Raw genomic sequence first — 13,227 nt, forward strand, 5'->3', positions numbered from 1 at the left:
AGAAGCCGCTGAGTACAATCCTGTTGTTCCATTAAAATATCTCGCATAATAACTTCCTGCCCCAACAGCTGTCGTTCCTGATAATGGAGTTGCAGTACTTGTGGATGAAGTAAACCATCTTAACTGGGTTCCTGCCGGTAAAGTTTCGGTTATAGCATCTGCTAAATTTACCGTAACTAAAGGGCAAACATTTGTCAATGTCGTTTTGCTAATTACGGGTGTGCCTGGAGGACAGTTTGAAATTGTAACGGTAACAGCTAAAGAAGCCGCTGAGTACAATCCTGTTGTTCCATTAAAATATCTTGCATAATAACTTCCAGCCCCAACAGCTGTCGTTCCTGATAATGGAGTTGCAGTATTTGTGGATGAGGTAAACCATCTTAACTGGGTTCCCACCGGTAAAGTTTCGGTTATAGCATCTGCTAAATTTACCGTAACTAAAGGACAAACATTTGTTAATGTCGTTTTGCTAAGTACAGGTGTACCTGGCGGACAGTTTGAAATTGTAACGGTAACCGCTAAAGAAGCTGCTGAGTACAATCCTGTTGTTCCATTAAAATATCTCGCATAATAAATTCCTGCTCCAACAGCTGTTGTTCCTGATAATGGAGTTGCAGTACTTGTGGATGAAGTAAACCATCTTAACTGGGTTCCTGCCGGTAAAGCTTCGGTTATAGCATCTGCTAAATTTACCGTAACTAAAGGACAAACATTTGTCAATGTCGTTTTGCTAAGTACAGGTGTACCTGGAGGACAGTTTGAAATTGTAACGGTAACAGCTGCAGAAGCTACTGAGTACAATCCTGTTGTTCCATTAAAATATCTTGCATAATAACTTCCAGCCCCAACAGCTGTCGTTCCTGATAATGGAGTTGCAGTACTTGTGGATGAAGTAAACCATCTTAACTGGGTTCCCACCGGTAAAGTTTCGGTTATAGCATCTGCTAAATTTACCGTAACTAAAGGACAAATATTTGTCAATGTCGTTTTGCTAATTACGGGTGTGCCTGGAGGACAGTTTGAAATTGTAACGGTAACAGCTACAGAAGCCGATGAGTACAATCCTGTTGTCCCATTAAAATATCTTGCATAATAACTTCCTGTCCCAACAGCTGTCGTTCCTGACAATGGAGTTGTAGTATTTGTGGATGAGGTAAACCATCTTAACTGGGTTCCTGCCGGTAAAGCTTCGGTTATAGCCTCTGCTAAATTTACCGTAACTAAAGGACAAACATTTGTTAATGTCGTTTTGCTAAGTGCAGGTGTACCTGGAGGACAGTTTGAAATTGTAACGGTAACCGCTACAGAAGCCGCTGAGTACAATCCTGTTGTTCCATTAAAATATCTTGCATAATAACTTCCTGCTCCAACAGCTGTCGTTCCTGACAATGGAGTTGTAGTATTTGTGGATGAAGTAAACCATCTTAACTGGGTTCCTGCCGGTAAAGATTCGGTTATGGCATCTGATAAATTTACCGTAACTAAAGGACAAATATTTGTTAATGTCGTTTTACTAATTACGGGTGTAGCTGGAGGACAGTTTGAAATTGTAACGGTAACCGCTACAGAAGCTGCTGAGTACAATCCTGTTGTTCCATTAAAATATCTCGCATAATAACTTCCTGCCCCAACAGCTGCCGTTCCTGACAATGGAGTTGCAGTATTTGTGGATGAGGTAAACCATCTTAACTGGGTTCCTGCCGGTAAAGCTTCGGTTATAGCATCTGCTAAATTTACCGTAACTAAAGGACAAACATTTGTCAATGTCGCTTTGCTAAGTAAAGGTGTTCTTGGCGGACAATTCGAAATTGTAACGGTAACAGCTAAAGAAGCCGCTGAGTACAATCCTGTTGTTCCATTAAAATATCTTGCATAATAAATTCCTGCTCCAACAGCTGTCGTTCCTGATAATGGAGTCGCCGTACTTGTTGGTGAGGCAAACCATCTCAACTGAGTTCCTGCTGGCAAAGCTTCTGTTATGGCTTCTGCTAAATTTACTGTAATCAGCGGACAAACATTTGTCAATGTCGTTTTACTAAGTACAGGTGTACCTGGAGGACAGTTTGAAATTGTAACGGTAACAGCTAAAGAAGCCGCTGAGTACAATCCTGTTGTTCCATTAAAATATCTCGCATAATAACTTCCTGCCCCAACAGCTGTCGTTCCTGATAATGGAGTTGCAGTACTTGTGGATGAAGTAAACCATCTTAACTGGGTTCCTGCCGGTAAAGTTTCGGTTATAGCATTTGCTAAATTTACCGTAACTAAAGGGCAAACATTTGTCAATGTCGTTTTGCTAAGTACAGGTGTACCTGGCGGACAATTCGAAATTGTAACGGTAACCGCTAAAGAAGCCGCTGAATACAATCCTGTTGTTCCATTAAAATATCTTGCATAATAACTTCCTGCCCCAACAGCTGTCGTTCCTGACAATGGAGTTGTAGTACTTGTGGATGAAGTAAACCATCTTAACTGGGTTCCTGCCGGTAAATCTTCGGTTATAGCATCTGCTAAATTTACCGTAACTAAAGGACAAACATTTGTTAATGTCGTTTTACTAATTACGGGTGTAGCTGGAGGACAGTTTGAAATTGTAACGGTAACCGCTGCAGAAGCAGGCGTATAACAACCTCCGCTAACACTATAGTATCTCGCATAATAAGTTCCAGCTTTTACAGCTCCTGGTGTAGCAATTGGCGAAGTTGTGTTTGATGGCGAAGTAAACCATCTTAATTGGGTACCTTCAGGTAAAGGTTCTGTCACAGCATCTGCTAAATCTACCGTTGTAGCAGGGCACATATTTAATAATGGTGTTTTTGCTATTTTCGGAGGATTATCATAACAAAATACCCCTCCCTCTTTCTGAGCATACAGCCAGACATTTGACATATAAACCCAATTACCATTATTATCTTTGTACTGAACTCTAAATACTGAATTAAATTCCGGATCTACAACATAAGCCGTAACCGCTAACCAATCCGTAGATCTCGTATCTACAGTAAACACATCCGTATAAGTCCCTTTCGCTCCTCCCGCAGGATTAAACACTTCTGTGCTTTTCCAATCATCTGAGGCATTTGCAAAAGTTCCATTTTTATCAATGTAAAACTGCATTCTACTTCTAGATTCAGTTTCAAATCTGATCGCAATAACGTCCTGATTTAATGAGCAATTAGCCAATACACCTGAAATAAAAAATCGATACATAATCAATTCTCTTCCTGGATCTACAAAATCTCTAAAAATGGCATTTTGATTTGGAAAAACAACTGGAGCCTGCACTTTAGTAATTACTGCACCTGCATTAGTTCTTGTAGGATAACCTGCAGCATCAACAGCATTAAAATTACTTTTCCCCTTAATAGGGTCTGTGGCTACAACTACACTCTCATTTACTGTAAAATCCCAATCTTTAACCACATAAGCAGTCCCCGATCCTCTAACACAAAGATCTCCAAATGCGGCTTTAAAAGGAGTAGCAGCTATCGCCTTTTTTGAAGCAATTGCTGCTTTCTTTTTATGCGAAAAGGTTTTATTAATAACTAAACCGCCATTTTTCTTTTCATTAATACCTGCAGAGTTTTTCACTCCCTTTTTATTAAAATCGTTTATTGATTTATATTTTGCATATACTAAAGATGTGCATATAGCTAACATAATTAATAGTAAAGTTTTCTTCATTTTTATTTTATCTTACTGTTTAATTTATTTTTAATCTTTTACAGGCTTTATATAAAAGAGTTTATTCATTAATTTGTTCATCTATTTACACTCATTTAATCTTTCATAAAAACCATCAACAGATTTAAGACTTTAATCTTTTGCAAATTGATACACAAGTGTGCACTTTTACTATTTCAAAATATCTTTGTGAATAACTGTATTTTAGCACATTATACTCTATACCGTAATAATCCCTATTTAGTAGAATATAAATAATTGCCAAATTTACATTTATGAAAAATTCTATTTTGTAGAATATTTCATTCATTCATGCAGAACTTGTTCTACAAAAAATAATAATTTTCATCATAAAATAATATCAAAAAATAAGCTGTTGGGGATTAAATTATTCTTCCAAATATGGATTTAAAACAAATTATTTGAAGATTTCAAATTATTTATACAAGGGAAGAAACTTATAGATGATTAAAAAAGTGGATTTTTATAAAACAAAAAAGCTTGTCTAAATCGTTTTGATTAAACGATTTAGACAAGCTTTTATTAATATTTTAAAGGGTTATAATTTCAAAAAGAAAATTCTTTTCAAATGATTCAATTCAAACGGTATATTACACTTCTAAAACACCATTTTCAGAACCCGCAAAATCATTCCATCTAAAAGAATCTGATTCCGGCTCATTGATAAATTCTCCATCAACGACATACTTAAACTCGTACGAAGCATCTTTTTCTAAATCAAAAGTAGCTTTAAAAGTTCCGTTTTTTAGTTTACTCAAAGCTCCTTCTTCAATTTTCCAATTATTAAAATCTCCAACTACAGCGGCAGAATTTGCTTCTTTCGCTTCAACTGAAAATGTAACCTTGCAAACTGGTTTTGTTTTTACATATTGCTTTTTAACTGACATAACTATTTAGTTTTTAGTTTACTACAATACAAAGTACGTAAATTCTTTCTAAAAAACAATGCCTTAAAGTACGATTTAGGATAATATCAAAAACGCATACTGATTTTAACTATATCACTAATTTACAAGGCATTAAATTTTAATATTAAAATTCGAAACCCATTTCGTAATAAATATTCCACAATCTAATATATTGAGATTTCAAAATAAATTCTAACTTTATCATCTCAATTTTTTAGATATGGAAAAAGGAACATACGATTTATACGAATATGCCAGAAAAAGAATCAGACAAAAAAAGGGACTTTACTTTCACTTTGTTCTTTTTCTTTTAGGAAGTTTATTTTTATTTGTTGCCAATCGGTTTTTTGATTTCGGAAATGGCATTGATCAAAACTGGTGTATTTGGGGCATTACGATCTGGCTTTTTATTTTCATTCTGCATTTTATAAAAGTGTATATCACAGATCGTTTCATGAATAAAAATTGGGAAAAAGAACAAATTGACAGACTTGTAGGCTTACAGCAAAAGAGACTTGCTCAATTAGAATCTAAAATTAATGACGAAAACGAAAATAAACTTTAGTTTTATAATAAGATGATTATAATGATAGCGGCAGTTGCCGAAAATAACGCGCTGGGAAAAAACAATGAACTGGTTTGGCATTTACCCAACGATTTCAAACGTTTTAAAGAACTCACAAGTCATCATCATATTATTATGGGAAGAAAAACTTTTGAAAGCTTCCCAAAACCTCTCCCAAACAGAACTCATATTGTAATCACAAGACAAGAGGATTATAAACCAGAAGGTTGTATTATAGTCGATACGATAGAAAAAGCAATTGCAATTTGCCCCAACAATGAAGACTCTTTTATTATAGGTGGAGGAGAAATTTACGCATTAGGAATGCCACTTACTGATATTATCGAAATAACAAGAGTACACCACACTTTTGATGCCGATACGTTTTTTCCGGAAATTAAGGAGGAGGACTGGTTATTGGTAGAATCCGAATCAAACTTTAAAGATGAAAAACATCTTTATGATTATACTTACGAAACGTACATTAAACGATAAAAAAAACATCCTCTATTTGAGGATGTTTTAAAAACATTTAATAAAAAACAATGGCCTAGTCTTGAAACAGTATTTGATAACATAAAATAAATATAACAAACATTAAATGTCCTCCAGAAATGAAGGTAATAATATTTGAAGTTTTTTGAGAATACATCTCAAAAAATCCTTTAATACCAAATACCACGAAGGTACTAAAGGAAAAGAAAATTAAAATTTCCAAAAACAAATTTAATCCTAAGAACGTATTTCGCGTTTGCAACATAGTACCGTCTAAAAAAACAATACTTTCAAAACTGTTTGCAAGAACAAATGTCATTACCAACGCAAGAAGCAGACATTTGATTTGGGCCATTGTTTTACTTTTGATCATTAAAATTTCATCAACATTTTTACATTACAAATGTGAGTATTCTATCCATACCGCACAATACCGTTTTTTAGTGATTTTTCATTTTTCGAAATGTAGAACTAATTCTACAAGTCAACATTCTAAACATTTCAGAGAGCTTCTATAAAAACCTTTTAACTGTTAAATTAGTTTGTATTATATTTGCTGAAATAAAAAAAAATGTCTGAAAAAATAACCCCATATAAAAACTCTTCATTAGGTAAAAAAGAACAAGTTGCTCAAATGTTTGACACCATTTCCGGCAACTATGACAACCTGAATCGCGTGATATCATTTGGAATAGACGTCAAATGGCGTAAAAAGGTTTTGAAAATTGTTTCAGATACCGAACCAAAAATTATTCTTGATATCGCTACCGGAACTGGTGATCTGGCGATATTAATGTCTCAAACCAATGCTGAGAAAATTATTGGTTTAGATATTTCGGCAGGAATGCTGGAAGTAGGAAAAAAGAAAATCGAAGAAAAGAACCTAAGCAATAGAATAGAATTGGTTTTGGGAGATTCTGAAAAAATTCCGTTTGAGGATAATTATTTTGATGCTATAACGGTTAGTTTTGGCGTTCGTAATTTCGAGAATCTGGAGAAGGGTTTTTCTGAAATTTTACGTGTTCTAAAGCCTAACGGTGTATTTGTAATATTAGAAACATCTGTTCCTGATAAAACTCCCTACAAGCAAGGATATCGTTTTTATAGTAAAAACATTCTTCCTATTATTGGAAAACTGTTCTCAAAAGACAATTCAGCCTACGGTTATTTGTCAGAATCTGCAGCGGTTTTTCCTTATGGAGAAGCTTTGAACAATATTTTAAGAAAAATTGGGTTTATAGATGTTGTGGCCATGCCTCAAACTTTTGGAGTTGCAACCATTTATTCTGCTTCTAAAAAATAGTATGAAAAAAACAGTAGTCTTAATTTTATTAGTGTTATCGACACAGGGATATTCACAATTTGCTAAAAGTATGTTTAGCAAAGACCCCATTATCAATCTTGAAAATTGGCAAAAGCAGCGTCTTTACTTCGGATATTATTTAGGCTTTAATAGTTTTGATTTTAAATTTGACTATAAAATGCCTGATGCAGATATTCAGGTTAAAAAAACAACTGGTTTTAATGTGGGTGTTGTTGCCGATTTAAGATTACAGGAATACATTAACCTGCGTTTTGAACCTGGTTTGTATTATACCAAGCGCGATTTATACTTTCCGAATTTAACTTCTGAAAATGATTATTTACGAGAAGTAAGCAGTACTTATATTAATTTTCCTTTATTGTTGAAATTCTCCGCTTTACGTACAGGAAATGTGCGTCCTTATTTACTTGGCGGTTTATCCACCACGCTGAATTTGTCCAGCAATTCAAAATCTAAGGATGATAATTTTCAACAAAAATTTAGAGTGAAGTCCTGGACTTATAATTATGAGGTAGGTTTTGGAGTAGATTTCTTTTCAGAATATTTTATCTTTTCCCCATCCATCCGTGGTGTTTTTGGACTATCAGATGAACTTATCCGAGACAACAAAACCGCAGAACACCCTAATAGCCCCTGGACAGACAACATCGATTCGATGAAATCGAGAGCTATTTTAATAAATTTTACTTTTCATTAAAACAAAAACCTAACTATTTCGTTTAAACTCACTCAGGATAATTGCAGTTGCAGTGGCTACGTTTAAACTTTCGGTTTTTTGCAGTTCCCCAAATCTTGGAATGGTCAGTCGGTTCGTGATGATTTTTTCTATTTCAGCAGAAATTCCATTGGCTTCATTACCCATAATAATGATTCCGTCTTGTGGTAATGCTGTCTGATAAATATTGTCACCATTCATAAACGTTCCAAAAACGGGTAATTTTGTCTGGCTTAAAAAATCTTTCAAATCAACGTAATTTACATTTACCCTGGCAATAGACCCCATTGTAGCCTGTACTACTTTTGGATTGTAAATATCAACGGTTTCTTTTGAACAGATGATTTGTTTGATTCCGAACCAATCGCAAAGACGTAAAATGGTTCCTAAATTTCCCGGATCACGTATGTCGTCCAGCGCTACAATTAAACCTGAATTGTTTATTTTGTTTTCGGCAGGAATTTTGAATACAGCTAAACAAGTATTAGGTGTTATCAAAGCACTTATTTTTTTAAGTTCCTGATCGTTTATAAGGGTACGATTTGAAGGCGAAACTTTTTCGAAATCATTTTGTGTGGTGTACAAATGCTCTAATTCAAAATTGGATTGCAACAATTCCTGAATTACTTTTACACCTTCGGCAAAAAATAATTGATTTGCAAAACGCTGCTTTTTTTGATGCAAACCCGATATAAGCTTTATTTGGTTTTTACTAACCATAAAATAATGTACTTTTGAATTAAATATTTAAGAACACTTGAAAAAGAATTCCACAAAAATACTAGCATTTATTCTAATAGCAATATTTATTTGTGCCTGTAATGCCGTAAAAAGAGTTCCCGACGGAAAAAACCTTCTTACTGAAAACGATATTCTTGTAAATGGAAAGTCTTCAAACGATGAGGAAGCGTCTAACCAGATGTATCAAAAACCTAATAGTCACATTTTAGGATATAAATTAAGGCTGAATTTATACAATATGGCCAAGTTAAATCCGGATTCTTCTTATCAGGCCAAATTTAAAAACAATCCTGGCAAGTACGAGCGTATGTCAAAGATACTTTCGGCAAAACAAGTTGACAGACTTGGGCAGTCATTTTGGTACAAAGGCTGGCATGAATTCTTAAAAAGCACAGGAGAAGCACCTGTTATTGTTGACACTTCGAAAGTAAAAAAATCACTTTTGCGTTTAAAATTTTATTATTTCAACAATGGTTATTTCAATGTAAAAACCGATTATAGTATTGACAGTACTGGTTTCAAAAGGGCTCGTGTAAATTACAACATCACTACCGGCCCAGGCTATATTTTAGATACAATCAGACGAAAAATAGCCACTCCGGCTCTCGATTCACTATATCTTACCAGTAAAGATCCATCCTTTTTAAAATCTGGAAATCAATACAAAAAATCAGATTTTGAAGATGAAAAGAATCGTATTAGCACCTATTTTAGAAATCATGGCGCTTATTTTTTCCAGCCTACATATGTTACTTTTGACATTGATACTATTGGCAAAAAAAACAAAGCAGATGTAGATTTGATTGTGAAAAACAATACGATTCAGGAAAAAGATTCGAGCCGCACAGAACCTTTTAAATTATATACCATAAGCGATGTCAATATTTATACTGATTATTCGCCAGCTAATGCAAAAAACAAAATTACAGACAGCACCACTTACAACAACTTTAATCTGTACAGTTATAATAAACTCAAATACAAACCACGCGCCATAACCGACGCCGTGTTTATTACTAAAGGAGGTAGTTTTGCCGATTTCAGAACAACGCTTTCTTCGAGATATTTGAGCAATCTTAAAATTTTTAATTACCCTTCGATTCAATATGAAGTAGATAAACGTGACCCAAACGGGGAGTCATTAATTGCAAACGTTTATTTATCACCAAGAAAAAAATACAGTTTTGGAGCCAGTTTTGACGTTACACATTCAAATATTCAGGATTTTGGTATTGAATACAGTCTTTCTGAAACCATTCGGAATGTATTTAACAGAGCCGAAACCTTAGAAATTTCAACACGTTTAAATATTGGTTCCTCAAAAGACATGGCCAATCCTAATAATAACTTTTTTAATGTTTCGGAATATGGTTTTGATATGAAACTAAATTTTCCAAGGGTACTATTGCCTTTTGGAACCGAAAAAATCATCCCAAAAAGTATGATTCCTTCGACCATTATGGCTGTAGGTTTTTCGAAACAAAGAAATATAGGTCTGGATAAAGAGAACTTTACAGGAGGACTGTCCTATCTCTGGACCCCAAAAAGGCTGAACTCGGTAAAGTTTGATTTATTGAATGCGCAATACGTTCGAAATCTTAATCCTGACAATTATTTTAATGTATATACTTCTTCTTATAACTCCTTAAATGACATCGCTAAAACTTACAATACAGTTCCAACTAATGTAGATACAGCTGGTAATTTAATTATTGAAGACGGAACAACTGGTTTTACAAATGATGTTTTAACCGGGCAGACAGACTTAGTACCTACAGACAATGATTATCAAGAGGTAGAAAGCATCGAAGAAAGAAGAATGCGACTCACTGAAAACGATTTTATTTTAGCTTCGAGTTATACCTTCACAAAAACCACCAAAAAAGACTTAGCCGACAATAATTTTTATTTATTTAAAACTAAAATAGAAACTGCCGGATCATTATTATCCCTGATTTCTGTTGCCGGAGGTCTTCCTAAAAATGCTAATGGCAACTACGAAATTTTTAATCTGGAATATTCTGAATACATAAAAACCGAATTTGATTATATCAAACACTGGGATTTTGGAAAAGAAAAAGTGCTGGCAGTACGAACACTTTTTGGAATTGCAATTCCTTTTGGAAACTCTGATTACATTCCGTTTTCCCGAAGTTATTTTGGCGGAGGTTCGAATGACATCAGAGCATGGCAACCTTATGATTTGGGACCAGGAAGCACTGGATCTGTAAACGATTTTAATGAAGCTAATATGAAAATCCTGTTAAGCGGTGAGTTTCGATTTAAAATTGCAGGAGATGTAAAAGGAGCACTCTTTGCAGATGCAGGAAATATCTGGAATGTTCTGGATAATGTTACAGATGAGAAAGCAAGATTTAGCGGTTTGAGTGATTTACAGGAAATTGCTTTGGGAACAGGATTTGGATTACGATATGATTTAAGTTTCTTCGTAATCCGTTTAGACATGGGCTTTAAGACCTATAATCCGGCGCATGAAGCAGGCGATCGCTGGTTCAAAGAATACAATTTTGGACACTCGGTTTTAAATTTTGGAATAAATTATCCTTTCTAATGCTAATTAATTCTTATTTTTGCAACCTAAAAACTAAAAACTATAAAAAAAATTAAAATGGCACACAACATTAAACCAGGAGTAGCTACAGGCGATCAGGTACAAGAGATTTTTAACTATGCAAAAGAAAAAGGATTTGCACTTCCAGCGGTAAACGTAACGGGGTCAAGTACTATCAATGGAGTTCTTGAAACTGCAGCAAAACTTAATGCGCCAGTTATCATTCAATTTTCAAACGGAGGAGCACAATTTAACGCTGGAAAAGGATTATCAAATGCAGGCGAAAAAGCAGCAATCGCTGGAGGAATCGCCGGAGCAAAACACATTCATACTTTAGCAGAAGCTTACGGAGCAACTGTTATTTTACATACTGACCACTGTGCAAAAAAATTATTGCCTTGGATTGATGGTTTACTAGATGCTTCTGAAAAACATTTTGCAGAAACAGGAAAACCATTATTCAGTTCTCACATGATCGATTTGTCTGAGGAGCCAATCGAAGAAAACATCGAAATCTGTAAAGAATATTTGGCTAGAATGAGCAAAATGGGAATGACATTAGAAATCGAACTTGGTATTACAGGTGGTGAAGAAGATGGTGTTGACAACTCTGATGTTGATAGCTCAAAATTATATACGCAGCCTGAAGAAGTAGCGTATGCTTACGAAGAATTATCTAAAGTAAGTCCTAAATTTACTATTGCTGCTGCTTTTGGAAACGTTCACGGGGTTTACAAACCAGGAAACGTAAAACTGACTCCAAAAATCTTAAAAAATTCTCAGGATTTCGTACAGGCAAAATTCAATACGGGTCATAACCCTGTAGATTTCGTTTTCCACGGAGGTTCAGGTTCTACACTTGAAGAAATCAGAGAAGGAATTAGCTACGGAGTTATCAAAATGAATATCGATACTGATTTACAATTTGCTTTTACTGAAGGTATCCGTGATTATATGACTAAAAACATCGAGTATTTAAAATCACAAATTGGTAACCCAGAAGGTGCTGATGTTCCTAACAAAAAATATTACGACCCAAGAAGATGGGTTCGTGAAAGCGAAGTAACATTCAATGCAAGACTTGAACAAGCTTTTGCTGACCTGAATAACGTTAATACACTATAAATTTTAGATTTCCGAATTTAGATTTTAGATTTCCTGAAGTCTAAAATCTAAATTCATAAGTCTAAAATCTAAAATCTAAAAAAATGGCTTGGTTTAAAAGACAAGAAAAAGGGATTACCACCGCGACAGAAGACAAAATGGACGTTCCGAAAGGATTGTGGTACAAATCTCCAACTGGAAAAATTATTGATGCTGATGAATTGGCTCGTAACTTATTTGTAAGTCCAGAAGATGATTTTCATGTTCGAATTGGAAGTGCAATCTATTTTGAGATTTTATTCGACAACAATGAATTTATCGAATTAGACAAAAACATGACCTCTAAAGATCCTTTGCATTTTGTGGATACAAAAAAATATGCAGAGCGTTTGAAAGACGTAATGGAGAAAACTCACTTAAAAGACGCTGTGCGTACTGGGGTGGGAAAATCTAAAGGAAAAGAACTTGTTGTTTGCGCTATGGATTTTGCCTTTATTGGTGGTTCTATGGGAGCTGTTGTAGGTGAAAAAATCGCAAGAGGCATTGATCACGCGATCAAAAACAAATTACCTTTTGTTATGATCTCAAAATCTGGTGGAGCCCGTATGATGGAAGCTGCTTATTCGCTTATGCAATTAGCAAAAACATCGGTAAAATTGGCTCAGCTTGCTGAAGCAGGATTACCGTATATCTCTTTATGTACAGACCCAACAACTGGAGGAACAACTGCATCATACGCTATGCTGGGAGACATCAACATATCTGAGCCAGGTGCTTTGATTGGTTTTGCTGGTCCTCGTGTAGTACGTGACACAACTGGTAAAGATTTACCCGAAGGTTTCCAGACTGCTGAGTTTCTTTTAGAGCATGGTTTCTTAGATTTTATTACGCCAAGAAAAGATTTAAAAGACAAAATCAATTTGTATATCGATTTGATTCAGAATAACGAAATTAGATAATTTTTTAAATTTTGAAAACATAAAAATCCCAAGGAAAATTTTTCTTGGGATTTTTTTTATACTACAAAATTATCCCCAATCTTGTCATTCCGAAGGAATCTCTAAACTTGCAAAATCACTTATTAGCTGAGATTCCTAA

Annotated in this window: 10 protein-coding genes; 7 read left to right on the plus strand and 3 right to left on the minus strand. The window is 34.7% G+C overall.

The window, feature by feature from the left end:
- Together GON26_RS15340 and GON26_RS15345 are read right to left on the minus strand one after the other, a co-directional pair.
- A partial coding sequence (locus GON26_RS15340; RefSeq protein WP_160375660.1) for a hypothetical protein occupies window positions 1-3,591 on the minus strand: 3,591 nt, incomplete at its 3' end.
- Between the two features lie 704 nt (window positions 3,592-4,295).
- Window positions 4,296-4,592 carry an isoamylase early set domain-containing protein gene (locus GON26_RS15345; protein WP_160375661.1) on the minus strand — a complete coding sequence of 99 codons (297 nt, stop codon included), beginning with the start codon at window positions 4,590-4,592 and terminating at the stop codon, window positions 4,296-4,298.
- 241 nt (window positions 4,593-4,833) lie between these two features.
- Here GON26_RS15345 and GON26_RS15350 point away from each other — a divergent pair, with 241 nt between their 5' ends.
- The 4 genes from GON26_RS15350 to porT all read left to right on the plus strand — a co-directional run bounded on the left by GON26_RS15350 (window position 4,834) and on the right by porT (window position 7,694).
- The gene (locus GON26_RS15350; protein ID WP_160375662.1) at window positions 4,834-5,178 is read left to right on the plus strand and encodes a 2TM domain-containing protein; all 345 of its coding nucleotides are present in this window, start codon (window positions 4,834-4,836) and stop codon (window positions 5,176-5,178) included.
- Between the two features lie 12 nt (window positions 5,179-5,190).
- The gene (locus GON26_RS15355) at window positions 5,191-5,673 is read left to right on the plus strand and encodes a dihydrofolate reductase (protein WP_160375663.1); all 483 of its coding nucleotides are present in this window, start codon (window positions 5,191-5,193) and stop codon (window positions 5,671-5,673) included.
- 571 nt (window positions 5,674-6,244) lie between these two features.
- Window positions 6,245-6,976 carry a bifunctional demethylmenaquinone methyltransferase/2-methoxy-6-polyprenyl-1,4-benzoquinol methylase UbiE gene (gene ubiE / locus GON26_RS15360; RefSeq protein ID WP_160375664.1) on the plus strand — a complete coding sequence of 244 codons (732 nt, stop codon included), beginning with the start codon at window positions 6,245-6,247 and terminating at the stop codon, window positions 6,974-6,976.
- A 1-nt stretch (window position 6,977) separates the two neighbouring features.
- Window positions 6,978-7,694, plus strand: a complete 717-nt coding sequence (gene porT / locus GON26_RS15365) for a type IX secretion/gliding motility protein PorT/SprT (protein ID WP_160375665.1) — start codon at window positions 6,978-6,980, stop codon at window positions 7,692-7,694.
- Between the two features lie 9 nt (window positions 7,695-7,703).
- Here the strand turns inward: porT and GON26_RS15370 are convergent, their stop codons facing one another.
- Window positions 7,704-8,432 (minus strand): RNA methyltransferase, encoded by a 729-nt coding sequence (locus tag GON26_RS15370; RefSeq protein WP_160375666.1) that lies wholly within the window; start codon window positions 8,430-8,432, stop codon window positions 7,704-7,706.
- Window positions 8,433-8,469: 37 nt separating this feature from the next.
- Between GON26_RS15370 and tamL the strand changes: the two genes are divergently transcribed.
- The 3 genes from tamL to accD all read left to right on the plus strand — a co-directional run bounded on the left by tamL (window position 8,470) and on the right by accD (window position 13,088).
- Window positions 8,470-11,025 carry a translocation and assembly module lipoprotein TamL gene (gene tamL, locus GON26_RS15375; RefSeq protein WP_160375667.1) on the plus strand — a complete coding sequence of 852 codons (2,556 nt, stop codon included), beginning with the start codon at window positions 8,470-8,472 and terminating at the stop codon, window positions 11,023-11,025.
- Window positions 11,026-11,082: 57 nt separating this feature from the next.
- Window positions 11,083-12,150 (plus strand): class II fructose-bisphosphate aldolase, encoded by a 1,068-nt coding sequence (gene fbaA / locus GON26_RS15380; RefSeq protein ID WP_160375668.1) that lies wholly within the window; start codon window positions 11,083-11,085, stop codon window positions 12,148-12,150.
- 83 nt (window positions 12,151-12,233) lie between these two features.
- Complete coding sequence (gene accD / locus GON26_RS15385) at window positions 12,234-13,088, plus strand: acetyl-CoA carboxylase, carboxyltransferase subunit beta (protein ID WP_160375669.1); 855 nt, start codon at window positions 12,234-12,236, stop codon at window positions 13,086-13,088.
- Window positions 13,089-13,227: the final 139 nt, after the last annotated feature.

Source organism: Flavobacterium hydrocarbonoxydans (assembly GCF_009789235.1).
GTDB lineage: Bacteria > Bacteroidota > Bacteroidia > Flavobacteriales > Flavobacteriaceae > Flavobacterium > Flavobacterium hydrocarbonoxydans.

Bases quoted from the DNA above. Each gene is read 5' to 3' on its own strand.
- GON26_RS15345 (WP_160375661.1), bottom strand. From the start codon at position 4,592: ATGTCAGTTAAAAAGCAATATGTAAAAACAAAACCAGTTTGCAAGGTT.
- GON26_RS15350 (WP_160375662.1), top strand. From the start codon at position 4,834: ATGGAAAAAGGAACATACGATTTATACGAATATGCCAGAAAAAGAATC.
- GON26_RS15355 (WP_160375663.1), top strand. From the start codon at position 5,191: ATGATTATAATGATAGCGGCAGTTGCCGAAAATAACGCGCTGGGAAAA.
- ubiE (WP_160375664.1), top strand. From the start codon at position 6,245: ATGTCTGAAAAAATAACCCCATATAAAAACTCTTCATTAGGTAAAAAA.
- porT (WP_160375665.1), top strand. From the start codon at position 6,978: ATGAAAAAAACAGTAGTCTTAATTTTATTAGTGTTATCGACACAGGGA.
- GON26_RS15370 (WP_160375666.1), bottom strand. From the start codon at position 8,432: ATGGTTAGTAAAAACCAAATAAAGCTTATATCGGGTTTGCATCAAAAA.
- fbaA (WP_160375668.1), top strand. From the start codon at position 11,083: ATGGCACACAACATTAAACCAGGAGTAGCTACAGGCGATCAGGTACAA.
- accD (WP_160375669.1), top strand. From the start codon at position 12,234: ATGGCTTGGTTTAAAAGACAAGAAAAAGGGATTACCACCGCGACAGAA.